We start from the raw sequence: 22,597 nt of genomic DNA on the forward strand, positions 1-22,597 counted from the left end.
TCGTTGCTGGCTGAGATCATTTTGTTGCCGTATACTGGAGCGGTCGCGGACCTGGAGGTCCGCGCCCGCTCCTTTGTTCACGCTGCGGTCCCTCCGCCGTCATGCCGCTGGACCCGATCCGCCCCCGGGGTGTCGTATCGTGATCCGGTGACCAGCTCGACAAGCCTCTCCCCCGTCGCGGAGGTGATTCGCGCACGGCGTGCCACCTCCGGCCGTGCCGACGGCCACCGCCTTGTGCTGGTGATCGAGGGGGGCGGCAGTCGGGGCGTGTACTCGAGCGGCATGGTGTCCGCACTGGAGGAACTGGGACTCGCCGGAGTATTCGACGCCGTGTACGGCACGTCGGCGGGTGCCATCAACGGCGCCTGGCTGCTGTGCGGTCGCGCCATTCCCGGCATGCGGTCCTGGACCGATCCGGCGATCATGCGCCGTGCCATCGACCCGGCCCGGCTGCTGCGCGGACGTCCGGCGTTCGACCTGCGCTATCTCGTGCACCAGGTGTACGACGGCATCGAACCGATGGATTTCGCGGCGATCCTGGCCAACACCACGACGTTCCATCCGATCGCCACCGATATCCGCACCGGGCAGGCGGTCGACCTGTATCCGCACATCACCGACAAGCAGACGCTCATGCGTGCGTTGCGTGCGTCGGCGGGCCTGCCCATTCTGGCCGGGCCGCCGGTCACGCTGGGCGGCTCGGCTTTCTTCGACGGCGGTCTCTCCGAAACCGTGCCGATCCGCACGGCGGTCCGTGCGGGCGCGACCCTCGCCTTGGTCCTGCGCACCCGGCGGGTGGACGAAAGACGCCCGCCCGCGTCGCGTCTGCACCAGCTCGTCGGTGGCGGTTATATGCGCGCCGTGGCTCCCGGCGCGTACCGAGCCTGGCTGGAACGCCCGCGCCAGCAGGATATCGAAGACCGCGCGCTCGCCGAACTGGGCGACTCGGTCCTGCAGATCCACCCGCCCCTCGGCGCTCCCGACATCGACAGCGCCACCCGCGACACCACGCTGCTGGCCGCGGGCCTCCAGATCGGCCGCCGAGCCGCGCTCGCCGCGCTCTCCGCCGTCCTTCCCGCCGCCTGACCGACTCCGGCCCGCTTTCCGCTTCGGCCGGAGCGCGATAACCATCCGGATCGGTGGCCGACCATGGATCGGCTCGAACGGCGGTGATCGACGCTGCAAAGGGCCGGGCTGCCAGAACAGGGCATCTCGGCCTGGCACCGACGACCCGCGCGGCGCGGGTAGCGACAGGGGCGCCGGAGCACGGGCGGCGGGTGCGGGACGCTGTGTGGTCGTTCAGGCGATGTGGACTCGCACGCCGCCGGAGAGCACGAAATCGTGCAGTTCCAGCTGGTCGGGTGTCACCGAATGCGGCAGGTCGAACACGAGTTGGGTAGTGGCGGACTGCCCGGGGCGCAGCTCGAAGGAGTAACCGAGGCGCTGTTGGGTGTTCTGCCACATGGTGGCGGTGGCGTTGTGGTCGAAGGGCGTGTTCTGCGCGTCCAGGACGCGCTGGCCCATCGGCAGGAACCACTTCGTCTCGTCGGAGATGTTGCGAACGGCCAGGGTGACGATCAGGAACGAGCCCGCGGCGTTCTGCAATCCGATTCGGGGCACGCCCGAGTCGACCTCCGTCACGACGAATTCGAATTTGCCGTCGCGGACCGGACTGCCCGCCGGCGCCACGGCGGCCGGATCGTCGCCGGGCGGTCCGGGTTGCTCCACCGCCACCGCCGAGGGCGGCGACGTGGGTGCGTGAGCGCCGGAGTCTCCGGTCCTGGTTCCCGCCGCGAGCAAGGCGACGCAACCCGCCGCGAACGCGAACGGCGCGAGGAACACCACGATCAGCGCGCCGATCATCTTCGACAGCAGACTCCGGCGACGGCGGGGCCGCCGGTGCGGGACGGGGACGCCCGGCCGCCGGTGCTGGACCGGCGGAGAAGCCGGACGCTGAATCGCCGGGAAGACCTTCCGCGCCGGTGCGCGATACGGCTGCGGCACGACCGGACCCGGCTTCGGAGCCGGCACACGCGCCTGCAGAGCGCGCAGACGTTCCTGCCAACCGGGCTGCGGTGCGGCTCCAGCGGTATACGATCCGTACAGGTACCACCGCCGACGCGATGGATACGACTGTCCCGGAATGGGATAAGCAGTGCCGGGCGGCGGCTGCGGACCGGCATATCCGGGTCCCGCCGAGCCCGGCTGAGGGCCGTACGCACCTTGTGCGGAATCCGGTTGTGGTGCGGCCGAGGGCCAATCGAGCCGGGTCGCGACCAGCGTGGGGGTCGGACCCGGATTCGGCAGGACCTTCGTCGGAGCAGGCGTGCGCCGCGGAGCTTGGTCCGAGCCCGCGGGTTGCGAATCATCTTCTCCGACAGCGCCCTCCGCTTGCGGTGGCGGCTTCTCCCGTGCCGCCGGATCGCTGTTACGGACCGCCGAAGCAACTCCGGTCAACGGCTTCGTCGCCGGGTGGTCCGCTACGGCCGACGGCGTCACGACGCGGGGATCCGGAGCGGTAACGCCGATCGCCGCTCGCGCGGCTGCGGCGAACTCGCCTGCGGTGGCGAACCTTTCACCCGGTTCCTTGGCCAAACCGCGGGCAATGACGACGTCCAACGCGGCGGGGACGGCGGCGCACACCGAACCGGCGCGTGGGGGCGGCGCCGTCAGGTGGGCGTGCATCTGCTGCGCCGGGTCGGTGTCACCGTAGAGGCGGGAGCCGGTGAGGCATTCATAGAGCACGCAGGCCAGTGAATAGATGTCGGCGCGGCCGTCCACCTTGCCGGTGAACCGCTCCGGCGCCATGTACGCGAGCGTGCCGATCGCCATACCGGTGGTGGTCACGGCCGTCTGACCGAGACCGTGCGCGATGCCGAAGTCGATCAGGTAGGTGAAGCCGCTGGGGTGGACGACGATGTTCGACGGTTTGACGTCGCGGTGCACCAGCCCGGCCCGATGCGCCACATCGAGCGCGGCGGCGACGTGACCGACGACGCCGACCGCATCCTCGGGCGGCATCGGGCCCTCGGCCAGCAGCTTGCGCGCCAGATCGGTGCCCTCGACGAATTGCATGTCGATGTAGAGCCTGCCGTCGATCTCGCCGAACCGGTGGATCCGCGGAACGTGCGGGTCGCGCAACTGCGCCACCGCCTCGGCTTCGCGCTCGAATCGTTTGCGAGATCCCCCCGCGGCCGCCAGCTCCGCGGGCAGGAGTTTCAACGCCACCCGGCGCGCCGCCACCATGTCGTACGCCAGCCAGACCTGCCCCATGCCGCCCTGGCCGAGCAGCCGCTCCAGCTGGTAGCCCCCGAATCGCACCTCCCCCATCGCGAACCTCCAGTCACCGTTGACATCTGGTCGACCCGGCCGTCGCCCGCGGCGCGGACAACGGAAAGCAGCAGCTCACCGTATCGATGCCGGAGCAGGCCTCTTTCGGAGCGTAACCGCACGCTGGGCCGGGCACCACTGTGTGCTGGACGACAGTCCCGCGACGATTCGCCTACTTGCCGGGCTTGGGCTTGTCCTTGCCGTGGCCTTGGTTGGCGTGCTCGGGTTTGCCCCGGCCGGGTTTGTCGTCCGAGCCCGGCCGGCCTGATCCGATCGAGTCGTCGGCGGGTTCCGCGCCGACACCGCCGGAAGCCGGCGACACCGGAAGCCAGCTCGACCGGCCTGCCGACGGTGCGCAGGTCAGCTCGAGCCCGTCCACGGTGACGCTGTGCACGTCGACCGCCGGATCGCACGGCAGACCCGCGCCGGGCAGGACCACGATGGGCGCCGAGATCGGGACCGGAGTCTGCGCGGACGGGAGACGCGGCGGCAGCGCGGACGGCGTCGTGAGTCCGTGTTCCGGGGCCGGAACGGGAGCGGTGGCCGGTCCCGCGTCGGCGGTGTCCGGCCGTCCGAACCATAGCGCTCCGGCGATCGCCGCGACGAGCACTCCGAACGCCAGCACAGCCAGCCGGGGCCCGAGCGACGTTCGCGCCACGGGCGTGACAGGGGCCCGGACCACCCCGCGCGGCGGCGGCAGCACGACGATCGGCATCGAAGACGAGAGTTCCACCGTCGTCGCGTCCCGGCCGGTCAGCGCCGCGTACCCGGCCGATGCCAGTTCCCCCGCGCTGGACCAGCGGCGATCCGGATCTTTCGCCATGCCGCGCGCGATCACCGCGTCCATTTCCGGCGGTAGGGCCGGATTCAGCGCGGAGGCGGGCGGCGGTGTCTGCATCAGGTGCGCGCGCAGCAGGTGCGGCGGGTCGCCGTCGTCGAACGGTCTGCGCCCGGTGAGGCACTCGAACAGCACGCAGGCCAGCGAATATTGATCCGACCGCGGAACCGCCGCCCCCTCGAACCGCTCCGGCGCCATGTAGGCCAGCGTGCCCACGACGTTGCCGGTGCGGGTGATCGCGGGCTGGTCGCTGCGGTGCGCGGTGCCGAAGTCGATCAGGTAGGCGGTGCCACCGGGCGTGACCATGATGTTGGACGGCTTCACGTCGCGGTGCACCAAGCCGGCCCGGTGCGCGAGATCGAGGGCGGTGGCCGTCTGGGTGACGATCTCGATCGCGCGTGCGGGGTCGAGCCGACCCTCGCGCCGCAGCAGCGCGGCGACATCGCAACCTTCGATGAATTCCATGTCGATGTACAGGCGGCCGTCGAGCTCGCCGAACGAGTGGATCGGCACCAAGTGCGGCCCGCGCACCTGGGCGGCCAGCCGCGCCTCCCTGGTGAAGCGTTGCCGGAACGTCGTGTCCGACGCGTACACGGCGGACAGCACCTTCAATGCGACGGCCCGGTCGGCGGTGGTGTCGTGCGCGAGCCACACCTCGCCCATGCCGCCGCTGCCCAGCAGCCGATCGAGGCGGTAGTGGCCGAACCACAGCTCGCCCATGTCGATACAACCTCCCGCTAGCCTCTTGGTCATGATCGAGCTACCCGAAATCCGCATCGTTACCGCGAAACGCGCAAAGGCGACGCCGCGGTCATCCGATCATGTCCCAGCGAGGCCACTCGGCGTCGCGGAATTCGGCGGAGGGACAGGCGCCCCGGTCGCGGTCAGCGGCCGGCGCGGCGGAACGGCCGCATGCTGATGGAGCCGATCGAGATCAACGCGGGCGCCTGGTATCTGCGCGCCCTGCGCGCCGACGACCGCGTCGACGACCGCCCCGCCCTGGCCGCGGGCGGGATCACCGAACCGGACTACGTGACCCGGCGCAGTGCGGGCTGGGCGGAGGAGACGCATTTCTCCTGGGCGGTCTGCGAGCCGACGACGGCGGAACTGGTCGCGGAGATCGGTGTGACCCCGGCGGGCGACGGCACCGCGCAGGTGAGCGGCTGGGCGCGTCCGGGCTACGAGGCTGCCTTGGCGGCCGGGCTCACGTCGGTGCACCGCTTCGTCGAAGGCGGGTTGGGGCTGCGCCCGGTCACGTCCTGACCCGGTGTAGCCGGTCGACGCGCTTGCGGAGCGGGAGGGGTCAGCGCATCACGCCGGTGTGCCCGGTGGAGTAGCGGCCGGGCTGCGGCCAGATGGTGAGTCCGTGCGGTCCTTTACCGACGGGAATGCGTGCCAACAGAGTCCAATCGACGATGTCGATGGCGTACACCTCGCCGTGATGGCGGCCCGACGCCCAGAAAACGCGCCCGTCCGCGGAGATGTTGCCCATGTCGGGACTGCCGCCCCCGGGCACGAACCACTTGCGCACCAGCCCCTTCGCCGCGAAATCCCATACCGAGATGCTGCCTTCGTGCCGGTTGGTGATGAGCAGTTGCGCGGAATCGCGGGTGACGTAGAGCCCGTGGGTCCCCTTGCCGGTCGGCACGAACCCGATGAGGTCGAAGGTGTGCGCGTCGACGAGGTAGACGCCGTCGGCGGTCATGTCGGCGACGAAGAAGGTGTGCCCGTCCGGGGACAGCTTCACGTCCTGGGGCTTGCCCGAGCGGCCGCCGGGCAGGTCGACCGTCTTGACGACTTTGCGCTCGGCCACGTCGAAAACCAGCATCCGGCCGACGAATTCGCACGACGCCAGCGCGAGCCTGCCGTCGGCGGTGAAGTCCATGTGATCGACCCCCGCGCAATCCGGCACCGCCATGGCGTGCATCTTCTGCCAGGTCCGTGGATCGTAGAAGTCCAGCGACTTGTCCGCCTCCGCGACGACGAGCGCGTACCGGCCGTCCGGCGTGTAGTACATGTTGTAGGGATCGCGCACGGGGAAGGGTGCGCCCGGCTTGCCCGTCCTCGGATCGATCGGCAGCAGGCTGCCTCCGCCCAGCGGCAGGTCGTTGGTGACGTAGAGCGTCTGCATGTCATAGGACGGCACGACATGCTGCGGTTCCGAGCCGCCGGCCGGAAAGGTGTCGATCACCCGGAATGCGTCCGGATCGATCACCGAGACCGTGTTCGACTGACTGTTGGGCACGTAGACCAGCGGGCGGTGGTCGGCCACCGCCGGGCTGAGTACTCGATTCGCCGCGTACACGTCGGTCGGCGAGAGGGGCAGCGGCATCCCCGGCAGCGGATCGGTCATGTGCGGCGGGAGCGGGTCGGCGCTGGGAGCGGCGGCCACGGTGGCCGGGACGGCCGAGCTGTGCTCGGTGCCCACCGTGCCCGCGTCACCGGCCGCGCAACCGGCCACGGCCGAGAGCGTCAGCGCAGCGACGAGGTGGAGGGCGCGGCGCCGGTAGATCCGCTGTCGGTTCACGCGTTGCACCTAGTCGGAGCGCGGTGACCACAAGAGGACATGGGTGCGAAGCCTAGGAGGTGAATCGGGGATTCCGGCGTAACCCGCGCCGCGGGACACCGGAATGCCCGGATCTCCTCCCGTCGCGCTATTCGATGCCGGCCAGGACGCGATCCAGCGCGTCGACGGCCTCGTCCAATTCGGCGCCGGTGACCGTCAGCGGCGGACGGAACCGGATGCCCCGCTCGCCGGTGCCGAGAATCAGTACGCGCTCCCGCTCGCGCAGCGCGGTGAGCACCTCGTCGCGCAGCCGGGACGACGACAGCGTGATCGCGCACATCAAGCCGCGTCCGCGCGGCTCGCTGACGTCGGCGTGCCGGGCGGCGAGCGCGCCGAGCCGTTCGAGCAGGTGCGCGCCGAGCGGACGGGACCGTTCGATCAGCTCGTCGCGCTCGAGCACCTCCAGGATGCGCCGGCTGCGCACCATGTCGGCGAGGTTGCCGCCCCACGTCGAGTTGAGCCGGGAGCTGACCGCGAACACGTTGTCGGGCACCTCGTCCACGCGACCGCCCGCCATGACGCCGCACACCTGGGTCCGCTTGCCGAACGCGACGACGTCCGGCGCCAAGCCGAGTTGCTGGTAGGCCCAGGCAGTTCCGGTCATGCCGACCCCGGTCTGCACTTCGTCCAGCACGAACAGCGCGTCGTGCTCGTGACACAGTCGTTGCGCGGCCTGCAGGAACTGCGGACGCAGATGCCGGTCACCGCCCTCGCCCTGGATCGGCTCGGCGATGAAACACGCTATGTCGTGCGGGTTTTCCTCGAACGCACGGCGTGCCTGGGCAAGCGCGCAGGCCTCCGCATCCTCGACGTCGAACGCGTCGGTGACGTAGGGCGATTTGATCCGGGGCCAGTCGAACTTCGGGAAACGCGCGGTCTTCACCGGATCGGTGTTGGTGAGCGACATGGTGTAACCGGTGCGGCCGTGGAAGGCGCCGGTCAGGTGCAGCACCTTGGCACCTAGTTCCGGTGGGCGGCCGTGGGATTCGTTGTGCCTGCTCTTCCAGTCGAACGCGATCTTGAGGGCGTTCTCCACCGCGAGGGCGCCGCCGTCGATGAAGAACAGATGCGGTAGCCGCGGATCGCCGAGCACCCGGACGAACGTCTCGACGAAACGGGCCATCTCGACGGTGTAGATATCGGAGTTGCTCGGCTTGTTCAGTGCCGCGGAGACGAGTTCGGCCCGGAACGGCGCGTCCTCGGCGAGGGCGGGATGGTTCATGCCCAGCGCGTTGGAGGCGAAGAAGCCGAACATATCGAGGTAGGAGCTGCCGTCGCGTTCGTCGACGAGGCGGCAGCCACGGGAGCGGTTGAGGTCGAGAACCAGGTCGAAGCCGTCGGCCAGGATGCTCGCCGACAAGATCTCATGGACCCGGGCGGCGGGGGTGACCGCCGGGCGGGTGCGTTCCAGTTCGATGGTCACGCCCTGAGGGTACGTAAAAATTTACGGAACCTCTACAACAAAGCGTATTAATTACACACAATCGCTACCTGTCATAGAATGTCTGCAAGATGATGGTGCTCCGGGTACGCACGTTGGCGGTGGCTCTGATCTCCTGGAGCAACTGCTCGAGGTGCCGCGGGGACGCCACCCGCACCAGCAGGATGTAGCTCTCCTCGCCGGCTACCGAGTGGCACGCCTCGATGCCGGGGATGTGCTGCAGCACGGCGGGCGCGTCATCGGGTTGCGACGGGTCGAGAGGAGTGATCGCGACGAATGCCGACAGCAGTTGACCGAGCGCTTCGGGATCCACGTGCGCGGTGTACCCGCGGATCACGCCGCGCGCCTCCAATCGGCGGACCCGGGACTGCACCGCGGACACCGACAGACTCGCCTTCTCGGCCAGGTTCGACAGGGTGGCCCGTCCATCGGCCATCAGTTCACGAATCAGCAGGCGATCGATGTCATCGAGTACGGGTCTTGCCGGTGTATCCGCCATCAGCGAAGGCTAACTCAGGCAGCCCGCCTCGTGTCCGAAACCTGACCTCCCTCCTCCCGCTATGTGGGACAGACACGCCGCGACGCGGCCGAAAGGTACGGCGGAACAACACATGACCGAGGTACTCGACGACCGGGCCACCCGGCAACTCGCTGCCCGCGCCGAGGCGGTACTGCGCCGATTCGGCGCGCCGCCTGTCGAATCCGGCGACCTGTCCGCGCGCACGCCGATCACCGGCGGTCAGCTGGCCACCCTGCGGTCGACCTCGCTGCCGGAGGTCGACGCCGCGATCGGCCGGGCCGCGGCCGCCTTCCACGCCTGGCGCGGTGTGCCGGCTCCTGTCCGGGCCGGGGCGGTGCGCAGGCTGGGGCAGCTGCTCACCGAGCACAAGAGCGACCTGGCCGAGCTGGTGACGCTGGAGGCGGGCAAGATCCCCGCCGAAGCCGCGGGTGAAGTGCAGGAGATGATCGACATCTGCGAATTCGCCGTCGGTCTGTCCCGGCAGCTGTACGGCTACACCATGCCCTCCGAGCGTCCGGGCCACCGGTTGATGGAGACCTGGCATCCGCTCGGCGTGGTCGGGGTCATCTCGGCGTTCAACTTCCCGGTCGCGGTCTGGGCGTGGAACACGGCGATCGCGCTGGTCTGCGGCGACACCGTGGTGTGGAAGCCGTCGGAGACCACGCCGCTGACGGCCGTCGCCTGCCACACGCTGCTGCGGCGTGCGGCCGCCGAGGCAGGAGCCGATCCGGAGATCCATCAACTGATCCTCGGCGCGAGCGACGTAGGCGCCCGCCTCGTCGACGACGAGCGAGTGCCGCTGGTGAGCGCGACCGGCTCGGTGCGGATGGGCCGACTGGTGGCGCCGCGGGTGGCCGAGCGGCTCGGGCGCTGCCTGCTGGAACTGGGTGGCAACAACGGCGCGATCGTCACCGCGTCCGCCGACCTCGACCTCGCGGCGCGGGCCATCGTGTTCGCGGCGGCGGGCACGGCCGGTCAGCGGTGCACCACGCTGCGGCGGCTGATCGTGCACCGCGACGTGGCCGGCCCGCTGCTGGACCGGCTCGAGCGGGCATACCGGCAGCTGCGCGTCGGCAATCCGTTCGACGACGGGGTGCTGGTCGGGCCGCTGATCGACGGCAAGGCGCACACCGCGATGCGTGCGGCGCTGGACAAGGCGGTCAGCGACGGCGGCGAACTGGTCTGCGGCGGTGAGCGAGTCGACGGATTCGGCGACGACGCCTACTACGTGCGGCCCGCCCTCGTGCGGATGCCGGCCCAGACCGCGGTGGTGCGGGAAGAGACCTTCGCGCCGATCCTCTACGTGCTCACCTACGACGACTTCGATCGCGCGATCATCCTGCACAACGAAGTGCCGCAAGGTCTTTCCTCCTCGATCTTCACCACCGACCAGCGCGAGGCCGAACGATTCCTCGCCGCCGACGGATCCGACTGCGGTATCGCCAACGTCAACATCGGCACCTCCGGCGCCGAGATCGGCGGCGCCTTCGGCGGCGAGAAGCAAACCGGCGGCGGACGCGAATCCGGCTCCGATTCCTGGAAGGCCTACATGCGCCGAGCCACCAACACCGTCAACTACTCCACCGAACTCCCCCTCGCCCAGGGCATCGAATTCGGCTGAGCCGCCGGTTCCGGTGGCGGCAAGATCATCCGAACAACGACACCAGTCGTCCCTAACCGGTGAACTTGCACAGCTGTAGCGTGCGGCTGCGCAGGGCACCGAGACTGATCTTGTCGCCCCCGGCGCCGTTCGCGCGCAGGGGTTCGATGCTCGCCAGTCCCGACTGTTCCGCTTTGTCGTTGAGCGCGTACGACTTCCCGTCCGGAGCGACGAATACCGCGAGTTCGCCCGCCCGGCATTCGATCGTGCCGTTGTCGACCGTCAAAGGCCACAGATGGCCGAGGTTCTGACTGGCCACGGCTTGGCTGTTGGACGTCGGCTCGGGCAGCGGCACCGGACTCGGATGAGCCGCGTCCTTCGCCCCCGACCCGCCGCCACACGCCGCGACCGACAGCGCGCCGCAGCAGACCATACCGATCATCAGCATCGCTCGGATCCGTGGAAGGGCTCTCCCCACCCCGGGTGGTGCCACCGCCGACACACTCACCATCAACTCGACTCCTCGTCTCGGAATCCGCCCCGGATACTTCTTGTCACAGGATTGGACGCGGCGGCGACGCGTTCGGTTCCACTCGCGCGCAACAGATTGTCCGAGAGGGGAGATTCTCCCGCCATATGCACTCTCACCTGCACGATTCGGTACTTCGCGCCCACCTGTGTAGTGTTGTGCATACCGACGCGGGGTGGAGCAGCTCGGTAGCTCGCTGGGCTCATAACCCAGAGGTCGCAGGTTCAAATCCTGTCCCCGCTACTATGAACGGCCCGGAGTACAACACTCCGGGCCGTTCGCTTTCCTCGGGTCGTAGCCTCGGCGTGCACAGCGCGTCGCCCCCGCAGGTGTGGTTCCGGCCGATCGGCGCTGAGAACACTCGGGCCGCCGGATCGAGCCGGGGGCGGAGTGCAGGCGAGCGGAGCCGTCGACTTCGGCTCGACGCAGGCAGACTCGTCGTGCGCCGTCGGTGACAACCGTTCCCGAACACAGGTGTGTCGCCTATCGCGACGGGCGAGTTCCTTTCATGCAATTCGCCGCAGGCTTGTCCCGTAGCTCACAGTAGAATCTTCGTCAGAATAATTCTCTCCAGCTCCGCCGCCGCTACCTTCTGCAAATCGGGGGTTAAAAGACGGTTACGTCGCCGCCGTGGATTGGTGACGCCGAAGTTGTCGTGTCACGATACTTCCGAGTCACCCGGACTATTCATCCCGAAGTGTTATCCCGCAGGCAACCTCTCGGTTTCGTCACCGCACCCGGCTTGTCCCCTTCGGCGTGTTCGTAATGATTCGATCGCCGACGTCGGCCATCTCTGCGTGCAACGACAACAATCTGTGAGGAATGTTCCGCGTGAGTGATTTCTGGAATGTGAGCTCGGCTCTGGCGTGTCTCAGCATCGGTATCTCCCTGTTCGGTGTCATCGCGTATCTGGCGGGGATATTGGAAGGGGACACCCGGCCGCGCGTCGCGTCGTGGGCGGCTTGGTGCACCGCGAACACTGTGTTCGCGATCGTGGCGTACCTCGAGGGCGGCTATCTCGCCGCGGGCATCAACGCCGCGGCGGCGGCCATGAACGCGGCGGTCATCGCCGTCGGCATGACTCGCGGCAGCAGCCTGCGACCGGAAGACAATATCGATTGGGCCTGTCTGCTCACATCGATCGCTTGTGTCCTGGTGACGGTCGGCGTGCAGGAAAAGGCATTCGGTGCGCTGTTCGCCGTCTGCGCCAATCTCATCGCCACCATCCCCACGCTCCGGCATGTGTGGTCCAAACCCCGTGAGGAAACCTGGCAAACCTTTGCCGCGAATGCCTTCGCGAACGGTCTCGGCCTCCTCGGCGTGCTCATGGTGAGCGGGTTCGAATTCGTTTCGATCGCCGGACCGTTGATTTCCACGGCAGGCAATGTCGCCTTGGTCACCCTGACCATCGGCCGTGCTCGATTCGCCGATGCCGCTGTCGTCCCGGTGAAAGTCGGCTGATCGCTGTATCGTGCTGCGCCGAGCCCAGCGGGTGCACGGGCTCGGCGAGCGAGGCGGACCGCCGACCAGGACACCGCCTGGCGGTCGGTGACCAACCGGGGCAGGCTGCGCCCGATGCCCCGCCTTTCGGCGGACGGGTCGGGCGCGGCCGCGCAAGTGCGCGAGCATGCGGTCCGCTACCGCTATCCTTCGATCTCGGCGACCCGATGACCAGCCGATTCGTTTTCGCGCAACCGTTCTGTCGCGGCCGTGCCCCGCCGCGGCCGCAACGGTTTGCCCCGTACGCGAAGGAGAGAGCTGTGCAGCGCAGAGCGATGCTCAAGGGGTGTGCGGCGGCGGTCGCCGTGCCGATGTTCACCGCGGGCTGCGATGTGCTGGACGGCAGCGCGCGGGCGGTGGACGAATTGGCTTTCGATCCCGGCGCCTTCACGACGAAGACGAAGACCGTCGCCACCTTCGAGCGCGACAGAAAGGTGACCTACCGCTGCTACGAGAACGTCGTCTATGTGGCGAAGCCGGTGGACAAGGCATACCAGAGCCTGAACGTCAGCGTGCCCACCGAAATCGACGGAGCAGCCGTCGACGCGGGCAAGGCTCCGATCGTTTTCAGCAACTCCGTCGGGGGATATCTGTCGTCGGCGACGAGCCGCCCACCGGACGACGGCGGGGATCGGGCGAGGAACCGGGACCTCGCACTGACGGCGGGCTATGTCGTCGTGGAACCCGGTGCGCGCGGTCGCGACCTGGTCGCGCCGGACGGCACATATTTCGGCGTGGCGCCCGCGGCCATCGTGGATCTGAAAGCCGCGGTGCGCTATCTGCGGCACAACGCGGGCCGCGTGCCCGGAGACACCGACCGGATCGTGGCCACGGGAGTGAGCGCGGGCGGCGCGCTGTCCGCCTTGCTGGCGGTGTCCGGAGACAGCCGGATGTACGACCGATATCTCGCCGAACTCGGCGCGGCGGACGCGAGCGATGCCGTCTTCGCTGCCGCTCCCTATTGCCCTGTCACCGATCTCGAACACGCGGACATGGCCTACGAGTGGAATTGGGGCGCCAACCCGTTGCGCTCCGGCGCACTCGACGCCGCCGCCTCGCGGGAGCTGAGCACGGCGTTCACCGACTATCAGGCGTCGCTGGCCCTGCAGGGCCGGAACGGATTCGGCCCCCTCACGGCCGGCAATTACGGCAATTATCTGGTGCGGACCTACCTCGAACCGGCCGCGACCGCGTACTTGACCGAGCTGCCGGACGCCGACCGCTCCAGCTACCTGGCGGCCAACAGCTGGATCACGTGGGCGGGCGATCGCGCGGAATTCACCTGGCCGGATTACCTCTCGCACGTCGGCGTGCGGCAGAAGGGCGTGCCCGCCTTCGACGCTTTCGACCTGTCGGCGCCCGAGAACAACGAGTTCGGCGGGGGAACCGTCAAGGCCAGGCACTTCACCCTGTTCAGCCTGCGGCGAGCGACCGGCGACCCGGGCGCACAACTCGACAGCGACCTGCCCGAGAAGATCAGCATGATGAACCCTATGTTCTTCCTGCGACAGCGCAATGCCGTCCGGGCGAAGCATTGGTGGATCCGCGTAGGCACCAAGGACACCGATACGGCACTGACGATCGTCGGCAATCTCGCCGCGAGCTTGGAGAATCTGGGCGACGAGGTCGACACCGCGATGTACTGGGACGCCGGGCACGGCAGCAACGAAGACCCGGAGGATTTCATCGCGTGGATCGGCAAGGTGACCGGTTACGCGGGGTGAGGCGGCACACCGAGGCCCTGGCCGCCGGGCCCGCGCCGACCTCGGCAGCGCCGGGCGCCGACCGCCACCCGTGGCCGCGGCAGCGAGATCTTCGGCCGATGATCGGAGGACGTCCGTCGCCGCGTTCTGCGGCCGAGCAGCCGCCTTCTGCGCGGACTCCGCACCCAGCGCGGAGGGGCCGAGCTGTGCCACCTGTCAGACGAACGCACAGATCCGCCGGAATTCCTGGGAGCCTGGGCGAACGGTGGTCGGTCGGGCAGTGCGCCGCTAGCCGCGCGGCGGCTCGATACCGAGCTCCCGCAGGCGTTCGCGGTAGAGCGCGACATTGGCGAGCTTGATGTCTTCGTACCCGCGCACCACGTCGGCCAGTGCCGCGGCCTGCACCGCGCGGTCGTAGCCCGCCGGATCCAACACCGACGCCAGGTCCGCCACCATCGCGGTGTAGTGCGCCAGCAGTTCGCGTTCCACCCGTCGCACGTGGGCGTATCCGAAGGGGTCGAATGCGGTGCCGCGCAGACGTTTACCTCTGGCGAGCACGCGGAGGGCGAAGTGGCTGCCCGGCCGCATCCCGATCTTCTTTTTCCGGCCCATCGCGCGTAGGACCGGCGGGTGCAGCCGATAGGTGAGGTTCGCCCCCTCGGGTACCTGCGCGGCGACCTCGGCCAGGAACGCCGGATCGGTCAACCGGCGCGCCACCTCGTACTCGTCTTTGTATGCCGTGAACTTGTACAGGCCGCGCGCCACCTGCTCGCTGAACTCGGTCCGGTCGGTCACCCGCCGCTCGGCATCCCAGATACGTTGTACCGCGGCGACATAATCGCGGGCCACCGCCACGCTCTGGAAACCGATCAGTTCGACCGCACGCAGCTCGACCAGCCGCCGTACCTCTCCCGTGGCGGTGAGCCCCTCGAAAAGGTCCGCGGGCACCGCCACCGGGGCACGTCCGGGTGCGCGGCGCGTGGTCGCGGCGGCGAACTCCTCCGGTCGCGCGATCGCGACCCGCCCCCACCGGAAGGCCGCCAGATTCGCCTCCACCGCGACTCCGTTGATCCCGATGGCCTCTTCGATCGCGGTGCCGGGCAACCGCAGGCCTCCGGTCTGGTAAGCAGCTCCGACCAGCAGAAAGTTCGCGGCGGCAGTGTTGCCGAAGAGGACTTCCGCGGCGGCCAGGGCGTCGAAGGCCCGTACCGAGCGCGACACCTGCCCCAACCGCTCCAGCAGCACCGCCTCGTCGGGATAGGCCACCGATTTGTCGTAGACCATGTCGCCGGTCGGCGTCTTGCTGGTGGAGGCGACCGACACGGTCGTTGTGGCGGACCCGTAGGCCAAGTTCTTGGTGTCGGTGGCGGCCAGCAGGTCGAAGGCCAGGACGCAGTCGGCCGATGCGGGGGCCAGGCGGTTGGCGGGCTCCAGCGCGCCCGCGGCGAAACGCAGGTGCGAGACCACGGGGCCGGCCTTCTGGCTCATGCCGATCTGGTCCAGGCTCGCCACCTCGTATCCGGCTCGCAGCGCGGCGGTGGCCAGCACCTGGTTCACGGTCACGATGCCGGTGCCGCCGATGCCGGCGAGGAAGACGTTCTGCGTGGTCGTCGGTGGTTCGTGCACGAGGTCCGGCAGCCGCGGCGGCTGCTGCCGCCGGTTCGTCCCGCGCGGCTTCCGCTTCGCCGGATCGGGCAGCTCCACGGTGACGAACGAGGGGCAATCTCCGTTCAGGCAGCTGTAATCGGTGTTGCAGGAGGTCTGATCGATGCGGGTCTTGCGCCCGAACTCGGTGTCCACCGGCTGCACCGACAGGCAGTTGCTCTGCACACCGCAATCGCCGCAGCCTTCGCACACCGCCTCGTTGACGACCACCCGGGTGCGGCGCACCGGCAGGGCGCCCCGCTTACGCTGCCGCCGCGCGTCGGCCGCACAGTGCTGGTCGTAGATCAGCACCGTGACGCCGGGGACCTCGCGCAACGCGCGCTGCGCTTCGTCGAGACGGTCCCGGTGCCACAGCAGCGTGCCGGGAGCGAGATCGCGCTTGCGGTATCGCCCCGGCTCGTCGGCGCAGACGATGATCCGCCGGACGCCCTCGACGGCGAGTTTGTGGGTGAGCATCGGCACCGTGAGCGCGCCCTCGGCGTGCTGCGCGCCGGTCATCGCGACCACGTCGTTGTGCAGCAGCTTGAACGTGATGTTCACGCCCGCGGCGACGCACGCCTGCACAGCCAGCTGGCCGGAGTGGAAATACGTTCCGTCGCCGATGTTCTGGAACAGATGCGGCACGTCGGTGAACGGCGCTTGACCGATCCACTGGGCGCCTTCGCCGCCCATCTGGGTCAGCCCGGTGACCTTGCTGTCGGCCCGGCCGGACATGGTCACCAAGGTGTGACAGCCGATGCCGCCGCCCGCCAGCGATCCTTCCGGGACGGCGGTGGAACGGTTGTGCGGACAACCGCTGCAGAAGTAGGCCGCGCGCTTGGCGGGCAGCACGGACAGCGACAGCGGCTGCGGCAGTGGACGATTCATTTCGAGGTGGCCGTCGAGTACGCGGCGTAGCGGTGCGGCGATACGCCCGGAGGTGAGTTCGCCGTCGGCGCCGAACAGCGGGCGGCCCGCATGGTCGCGCTTGCCGAGGATCTCGGGCCCACCCGGAACGCCGTACAGGATCTCACGGACCTGGGTCTCGACGAATGCCGTCTTGTCCTCGACGACGATCAGCCGGGTGAGCCCGGCGGCGAACTCCCGGACCCGGTCGGGTGCGAGCGGATACGGCATGCCGATCCGCAACAGCCGGATTCCCGCGGCGTGCAACGCCTCGTCGTCCGCGCCGAGGTCGAGCAGAGCTTGGCGGACCGCGTCGAAGGTGGTCCCGGTGGCGGCGATGCCGATCGTGGCGCGAGCCGGGTGGACCTCGATCACATCCAGCTCGTTGCGTGTGCTGTAGGCGCGCACCAGCTCCCAGCGGGGACCGTAGAGATCCGCCTCGGCGAGCAGGCTGTCGGCCGGCGCGGCCATCGGACGCTGCCGGTAACGGAAGCGGGCTCCGGCCCAGTCGATTTCGGGCACGACGATATCGATGTCACCCACCGAACCCTCGACGGTCCAGGCGCCGTCGGCGACATCGGCGACGATCTTCAGCGCCACGAGGCAGCCCGAGGCGCGTGACAGCGCCACCCCGTGCAGGCCCATGGTGATGATCTCGCGGGCGTTGCGCGGGAACAGCACGGGAATGTTCATCGCCGCCAGCGAGCGCTCACTCACCGCGGGCACGGTGGAGGACTTGGCCGCCGGATCGTCGCCGACCAGCAACAGGACGCCGCCCCGCGGATTCGCGCCGTACATGTTGGCGTGCCGCAGCGCGTCGGTCGCGCGGTCCAGGCCGGGGCCCTTGCCGTACCAGACGCCGACGACGCCGTCGTGGGTCGCCGTGCCCGCGGGCAGATCCGCCTGACTGCCCCACACGGAGGTCGCGGCCAGTTCCTCGTTCAACCCCGGGACGAACGAGATGTCGTGCTCGGCCAGGACCTCCGGCATGCCGGCCAGCATCTTGTCGACGCCGCCGAGCGGACTGCCCTGATACCCGGAGACGAACGTGCCCACCCGCAGGCCCGCGCGCAGATCACGCACATGCTGCTCGACCAGCTGGCGCGCGATCGCCTGGACGCCGGTGAGGACCACCGTCCCCGAGCCGACGCGGTAACGGTCGGCAAGGTCGTAGGGAGCTGCGATCAGATCGCGGTCGGCGAGCTCGGTCATCGGATCCACCCGTCCGCTCGGCGCCGGTCCGGCGCCTCGCATCGTTGAGCACTTCTTGCCGATATGGTGTCTGTGAAGATCTGAACGCACAAGCTTGACTCTTCATATTGAGCAATGTGCCCAATTCTTCGCAGTGTTGGTGGGCACAACCTAAGCACAGTGCGAGGTCGATGTGATGACGCGCACAGCACAGCGTCGCCGCGTCGGCGGGCCGAGCGGGTGCCACACCGCGTTTCCTCCGCGGCACCCGCGCCCGCCTGTGTGAAGGTGGAAAGGTGTCAATGCTCAGGAGGGGTGCGGCGCTCCTCGCCGCCATCGCGTTCGGGTCGCTGACCGCGTGCGGGCAGCAGGCGGACCCGGCTGCCCCCTCCACGCCGGAGCGCACCGCGGAAGCCGCGGCGGGCACGCGGGCAGACCCGGGTCCCCGCACTTACGCGGGCGGAACGATGGTCGTCCTCCCGCATGCCGCGGATCTGGAACCCAGTTCGACCATGCCCTTCTCGGAGTACGACACCGAAGACGGGACGAACAAACTCGCGATCCACATCCCCGGCCCGGTCGGCTGTCCGAGTATCGGATTCACCGCGCGCGTGGAAGAATCTGCCGACCTGGTGAGCGTGCGACTGATCCGTGGCCTGCATCGCGGTATGCCGCCGTGCCAGGGCGCGAATCCCGAGCAGAAGCGCGAGTACGGCGTGGTCGTGGTCGACCTGCTTCGCCCGCTGGGCGCTCGGCCGGTGCTCAGCTCCGCATGAGCCACGCGACCCGCGAACGATTCGGTGCGCGACCGGGCAGGCCACCTCCTTTAGTGATCTTGTCGAATGGCGGGCCGCGGGCTTTGTGACATGTCCGGTTCGCCTGTTCCGGTGCGACGCTGCGATAGGCGGAGCGTTATCTTCGCAGCGGATGGTGCCGCCTTCGCGGCTACCGGCGGTCCCGGAGTCGAAGGAGGTGCGGCAGTCCGCCATGATCGACTCAGGATCTTTCCGGCGGCGGTTCCTTCTGCTCCGTCCCGCAGCGAACGTTCGCTGCGGTTTTCCGTGTAGTGCCGGTCCGTCCGGAACACCGACACCGCGGCGTGCCCGCGGGGCGGTGGGTCGGTGACGGCTGACTTTCGAAGGAAACCCGTGTCCAGAGTTCCGTTCCGGATCGCGATCTTGCTGGTGAGCATCGTCTCGCTCGGCCTGCTCGGCCTGCCAGCGACGGCTCAGCCCCTGTATCCCACTCCCGATCCCGATCCCTTCTACACGGCCCCGCCCGATCTAGGGGCGCTCGCTCCGGGCGACGTCGTGCGAGCCCGCCGGATCGACACCGGTATGTATGTCGGGACCGAGGGCTGGCAGGTGGCGTTCCGCTCCACCAATTCACAGGACGAACCCGTCATGGCCATCACGACGGTCCTGCTGCCCGCCGGGGTGAAGAACCCGCCGCTGGTCTCCTACCAGGCACTGATCAATTCCCTCGGCACCCAGTGCAATCCGTCGCGCTCGCTGTTCAACGGCGAACTGCAGGACGCGGTCGGCGCGATGCTGCCGATCGGACGCGGATGGGCGATCTCGCTGCCGGATTACCTGGGGCCGACCTCCGCTTACGGCGCCGCGCGCCTGGCCGGCATGATCACCCTCGACAGCGTGAAAGCCGTACGCAAGGTCGCCGAACTCGGTCTGTCGTCCTCCCCCGTCGCCCTCGCGGGCTACTCCGGCGGCGGCATGGCCACCTCCTGGGCCGCCGCGCTGCAACCCACCTACGCGCCGGATCTGAAGCTGACCGCCGCCGTGGCCGGTGGCATCCCGGCCGACCTCGAGCAGATGGCGATGTCGCTCGGCTTCGAGCCGCACCCCGGATTCGGCCTCGCCTTCGCCGCCGCCATGGGACTCGAGCGAGAGTACCCGGACCGGTTGCCGATCTCCGATCAACTCAACGAGAACGGTTTGTGGTTTCGGGAATTCACGCATGACGCCTGCCGCCGGTTCCTGCTCTTCCACGGCGCCTTCCGCAGCGCCGAGCAGATGGCGGCGTCCAAGAGCCTGATGGACAGCCCCGAGGCACACGCCGTCCTGCGGGAGAACAGCCTGCGGTACTTCGACGGCGTGCCGACGGTGCCGACCTACATCTGGCAGGGCCGCTACGACGAGCTCACCTTCTATCCGCCCGTCGCCGAGGTGGCTGCCCGATACTGCAAGGCGGGTGCGCCGGTGCAGTTCCACACCGTCGACATCTCCGAGCACATGACCGCGGCGGCCGCCGGATTCGCCGACGCGTGGAATTACGTTGAGGCCAGGTTCCGCGGCGAACCCGCACCGACCAGCTGCTGAAATCCGACGAGAACGGCCCGGGAGACTCTCTCCCGGGCCATTTTCGTTCGATCAGCTGATGGACCGCACCTCTTGCTCGTACTGTGCCCGCGTCTTCTCGTCGGCCGGGCGCAACGCTCGATCCCCGTCGAACAAGCCGCGGATCAGGCGCACCGCGCGTTCCGGCGCGGCCGCCAGCGCGATGTCCAGCGGTCCGAGGTAAGTCGGCACCGCCACCTCGGCTTTGCGAGTCGCGCAGGTGCGCAGGATCGCGGCGGCGACGTCCTCCGGGTCGACGGTCGGCATGCCGTGGCCCAAGGCAAGTCCCGAGGAGAGCCGGGTCCGCACGGCCGACGGCAGCACGCAACTGACGCTGACGCCCTGCCCGGCGAATTCCAGCCGGGTCGCCGCCGAGAGGCCGACCGCCGCGAACTTGCTGGCGTTGTACACGGCCAGCCCGGGAATCGGGACCTTGCCCGCCAGGGAGGCGACATTGACGATGTGCCCGCGACCGCGTTCGATCATGCCCGGCGCGGCGGCGCGCATGCCGTGCACGAGACCCCAGACGTTGATGTCCATCGTCGCCTGACCCACCACGTCCGGTTGGTCCAGGAACGCTCCCGCCGGCATGACACCGGCGTTGTTGACCAGCACGTCGATCTCGCCGACCGCAGCGACGACCGCGTCCCATTGTCCACGCGAACGCACATCGAGCTCGAACGCGCTCGCCCCGATCGAGGCGGCGGTCGCGTCGACGGCGGCTTTGTCCACGTCCGCGAGCACGACGCGGGATCCCTTCGCGGCGAACGATTCCGCGGTGGCCCGGCCGATGCCCCGCGCGCCTCCCGTGATCAGGACGGTCGCCTCGCGCAGGTCGATCGCGGGGTAACCGGAGCCGAAGATGTTCATGCGAATGCTCCTCGCTCGAGGGCGCGGCGGGTGCTGCGCAGGCTGTGTTCGAAGGTGGCCGGACGGCGGCGGCCGTCCATGAAGTTGGGTCCCATCACGGCGAGGTCCTCGGCGGACGCGCCCACGAAGAGCACTTTGGTGCCCGCCGCGCGCAAGCGGGCGATCTCGGCGCGAAGCTTGTCGCTCATCCGGTTGCGCAGCTGCCGTTCCAGCAGGTGCCCGGGGCCGGTGGCCGGAATCCGGGCCGCGGAGGCCATCGGCGCGAGCACGAGGACCTCGTCGAGCTTTTCGGCGGCGAGCAGGTCCACCGACGCGGTCGAGCCCGCGCCGCCGTCGACGAAGCGACGGCCCGCGATGGTGACCGGCGGGAACCAGCCGGGAATCGCCCAGGACGCCCGCAGCGCCTCGCCGATGGTCGCGGCGGGAGCACCGGGGGAACCGAATGCCACCCGCTCACCGGTCACGTAATCCATCGCCACCAGCCTGGTCGCCGGATGCGGCACCCACGCGCGGCCGGGGTTCAGCCGTTCGGCGAGCCGTCCCAGCCACCCCGCGTCGCCGCCGCCGACCGGCAGCAGTCCGCTGCCCGCGGCCAGCAGCGCCTGGCCCGGCTCCTGGCGGCGCAGCGGCAGCCGGGGCGAGCCGAGTCGCGGGCGCGGCAACGGCGGAAACCGGCCGGGCTCGGCCACGCGGTGCTCGCGCAGCACGGGGTCGGTCGCCGTGCCGCGCTGCATGGCGACCAGGTCTTCCACCGAAACACCGCTGCCGAGCATCGTGACCGTCTCCGCGCCCGCCGAGGTGCCGATCAGCACGTCCGCCTCGCGTGGATCCCAGTTCAGCACGTCCCGGGCGGCGGCGAGCGCGGCGACGATCCACGCCGCCCCCACGGTGCCACCACACCCGATGGCCAGGCCGCGCCGTTGCGACCCATTGTTGTTACCCATAGTCTCAGACACTAGCGCAGTGCGGCGCGGATGCCACGTCCTCGCGCGAACGGCGCACCGGGCGGTATCAGGCCGTGAAGTGCAGCGTCCATTCGCCGCGATAGTGCAGCCGGGTGATGCTGCCGGGCGGAATGTCGATGCGCCAGAACGATTTCGGCGGTGCGTCCAGCGTCACCAGCAACGCCGCCCTGACCACCGCCGGGTGGGTGACCGCGATCGTGGACACCGACTGCGCGGCCACCTCGGCCATCCACAGCCTGGTCCGTTCGATCACATCCAGCACGGACTCGCCGCCGTGCCCGCGGAACGCCGGGTCGGTGAGCCAGGCATACAGCTCGTCCTGCGGCACCGACATCAGTTCACCACCGCGCCAAGCGCCCGCGTCCAGGTCACGCAACCGGTTGTCCTCCTCGCCCGGCAGACCCAGCAACGCCGCGGTCTCCACCGTCCGGCGTTCCGGCCCGGTGAGCACCCGCGCGGCGGTGAGCGGCCCGCACTCGGCCACCGCCCGCCTGCCCGCCTCGGTGAGCGATTCGTCCACCGGGAAGCGTGCCTTCCGCATCGCCTCGGTCATCCCATGGCTGACCAGGTCGAGTCTGAGCACTTTTTGCACCTGTGGAAGCGTACGGCCAGGCGTCGGCGATTGCTGCCGCTTCGCTCG

17 protein-coding genes and 1 tRNA gene are annotated in these 22,597 nt (G+C 69.3%); 8 read left to right on the top strand and 10 right to left on the bottom strand.

The features are described 5' to 3' along the window. Positions 1–147 precede the first annotated feature (147 nt). On the top strand, positions 148–1,086 hold the full coding sequence (locus GVY64_RS05355; RefSeq protein ID WP_236566642.1) for a patatin-like phospholipase family protein: 939 nt from the start codon (positions 148–150) through the stop codon (positions 1,084–1,086). A gap of 213 nt (positions 1,087–1,299) precedes the next feature. Here the strand turns inward: GVY64_RS05355 and GVY64_RS05360 are convergent, their stop codons facing one another. Both GVY64_RS05360 and GVY64_RS05365 read right to left on the bottom strand, forming a co-directional pair. Continuing rightward, a complete protein-coding gene (locus GVY64_RS05360) occupies positions 1,300–3,330 on the bottom strand; it encodes a serine/threonine-protein kinase (protein WP_159839394.1) in 2,031 nt (676 codons plus the stop codon). Positions 3,331–3,502: 172 nt separating this feature from the next. After that, positions 3,503–4,921 carry a serine/threonine-protein kinase gene (locus GVY64_RS05365; RefSeq protein WP_159839396.1) on the bottom strand — a complete coding sequence of 473 codons (1,419 nt, stop codon included), beginning with the start codon at positions 4,919–4,921 and terminating at the stop codon, positions 3,503–3,505. A gap of 165 nt (positions 4,922–5,086) precedes the next feature. Here GVY64_RS05365 and GVY64_RS05370 point away from each other — a divergent pair, with 165 nt between their 5' ends. Beyond that, complete coding sequence (locus GVY64_RS05370) at positions 5,087–5,431, top strand: hypothetical protein (RefSeq protein ID WP_159839687.1); 345 nt, start codon at positions 5,087–5,089, stop codon at positions 5,429–5,431. 40 nt (positions 5,432–5,471) lie between these two features. On the opposite strand, the gene GVY64_RS05375 is transcribed toward GVY64_RS05370, so the two are convergent. The 3 genes from GVY64_RS05375 to GVY64_RS05385 all read right to left on the bottom strand — a co-directional run bounded on the left by GVY64_RS05375 (position 5,472) and on the right by GVY64_RS05385 (position 8,674). Then, a complete protein-coding gene (locus tag GVY64_RS05375) occupies positions 5,472–6,695 on the bottom strand; it encodes a YVTN family beta-propeller repeat protein (protein WP_236566643.1) in 1,224 nt (407 codons plus the stop codon). Positions 6,696–6,822: 127 nt separating this feature from the next. Then, entirely contained in the window at positions 6,823–8,157 is a 1,335-nt protein-coding gene (gene lat / locus GVY64_RS05380) for an L-lysine 6-transaminase (protein ID WP_159839398.1), read from the bottom strand. Positions 8,158–8,221: 64 nt separating this feature from the next. Beyond that, positions 8,222–8,674: an Lrp/AsnC family transcriptional regulator gene (locus GVY64_RS05385; protein WP_039796222.1), complete on the bottom strand. Its 453-nt coding sequence runs from the start codon at positions 8,672–8,674 to the stop codon at positions 8,222–8,224. Positions 8,675–8,786: 112 nt separating this feature from the next. On the opposite strand from GVY64_RS05385, the gene amaB reads away from it, so the two are divergent. Then, positions 8,787–10,316, top strand: coding sequence for an L-piperidine-6-carboxylate dehydrogenase (gene amaB, locus GVY64_RS05390; protein ID WP_159839400.1), 1,530 nt, complete (start codon positions 8,787–8,789; stop codon positions 10,314–10,316). 52 nt (positions 10,317–10,368) lie between these two features. Here the strand turns inward: amaB and GVY64_RS05395 are convergent, their stop codons facing one another. Then, a complete protein-coding gene (locus GVY64_RS05395) occupies positions 10,369–10,743 on the bottom strand; it encodes a DUF2511 domain-containing protein (RefSeq protein WP_236566644.1) in 375 nt (124 codons plus the stop codon). 250 nt (positions 10,744–10,993) lie between these two features. On the opposite strand from GVY64_RS05395, the gene GVY64_RS05400 reads away from it, so the two are divergent. The 3 genes from GVY64_RS05400 to GVY64_RS05410 all read left to right on the top strand — a co-directional run bounded on the left by GVY64_RS05400 (position 10,994) and on the right by GVY64_RS05410 (position 14,048). Then, a tRNA-Met gene (locus GVY64_RS05400) sits at positions 10,994–11,067 on the top strand. A 588-nt stretch (positions 11,068–11,655) separates the two neighbouring features. Further along, positions 11,656–12,285: a hypothetical protein gene (locus GVY64_RS05405; RefSeq protein ID WP_159839402.1), complete on the top strand. Its 630-nt coding sequence runs from the start codon at positions 11,656–11,658 to the stop codon at positions 12,283–12,285. A gap of 299 nt (positions 12,286–12,584) precedes the next feature. Then, positions 12,585–14,048, top strand: coding sequence for a subtype B tannase (locus GVY64_RS05410; RefSeq protein ID WP_236566645.1), 1,464 nt, complete (start codon positions 12,585–12,587; stop codon positions 14,046–14,048). Between the two features lie 267 nt (positions 14,049–14,315). On the opposite strand, the gene GVY64_RS05415 is transcribed toward GVY64_RS05410, so the two are convergent. After that, complete coding sequence (locus GVY64_RS05415; protein WP_159839406.1) at positions 14,316–17,789, bottom strand: indolepyruvate ferredoxin oxidoreductase family protein; 3,474 nt, start codon at positions 17,787–17,789, stop codon at positions 14,316–14,318. A gap of 275 nt (positions 17,790–18,064) precedes the next feature. On the opposite strand from GVY64_RS05415, the gene GVY64_RS05420 reads away from it, so the two are divergent. Further along, positions 18,065–18,544, top strand: a complete 480-nt coding sequence (locus GVY64_RS05420; RefSeq protein ID WP_159839408.1) for a hypothetical protein — start codon at positions 18,065–18,067, stop codon at positions 18,542–18,544. Between the two features lie 393 nt (positions 18,545–18,937). Next, positions 18,938–20,104: a lipase family protein gene (locus GVY64_RS05425; protein ID WP_442939532.1), complete on the top strand. Its 1,167-nt coding sequence runs from the start codon at positions 18,938–18,940 to the stop codon at positions 20,102–20,104. A gap of 51 nt (positions 20,105–20,155) precedes the next feature. Here GVY64_RS05425 and GVY64_RS05430 read toward each other — a convergent pair whose 3' ends face one another. From GVY64_RS05430 to GVY64_RS05440, 3 genes are all read right to left on the bottom strand, one after another. Further along, positions 20,156–20,992, bottom strand: a complete 837-nt coding sequence (locus GVY64_RS05430) for an SDR family oxidoreductase (protein WP_159839410.1) — start codon at positions 20,990–20,992, stop codon at positions 20,156–20,158. Continuing rightward, positions 20,989–21,936: a patatin-like phospholipase family protein gene (locus GVY64_RS05435; protein WP_159839412.1), complete on the bottom strand. Its 948-nt coding sequence runs from the start codon at positions 21,934–21,936 to the stop codon at positions 20,989–20,991. Before GVY64_RS05435 ends, GVY64_RS05430 begins: the two co-directional genes overlap by 4 nt. Positions 21,937–22,003: 67 nt before the next feature. Continuing rightward, positions 22,004–22,549 (bottom strand): histidine phosphatase family protein, encoded by a 546-nt coding sequence (locus GVY64_RS05440; RefSeq protein ID WP_159839414.1) that lies wholly within the window; start codon positions 22,547–22,549, stop codon positions 22,004–22,006. Between the last annotated feature and the right edge of the window lie 48 nt (positions 22,550–22,597).

Source organism: Nocardia sp. CY41, from assembly GCF_009829325.1.
Taxonomy (GTDB): domain Bacteria; phylum Actinomycetota; class Actinomycetes; order Mycobacteriales; family Mycobacteriaceae; genus Nocardia.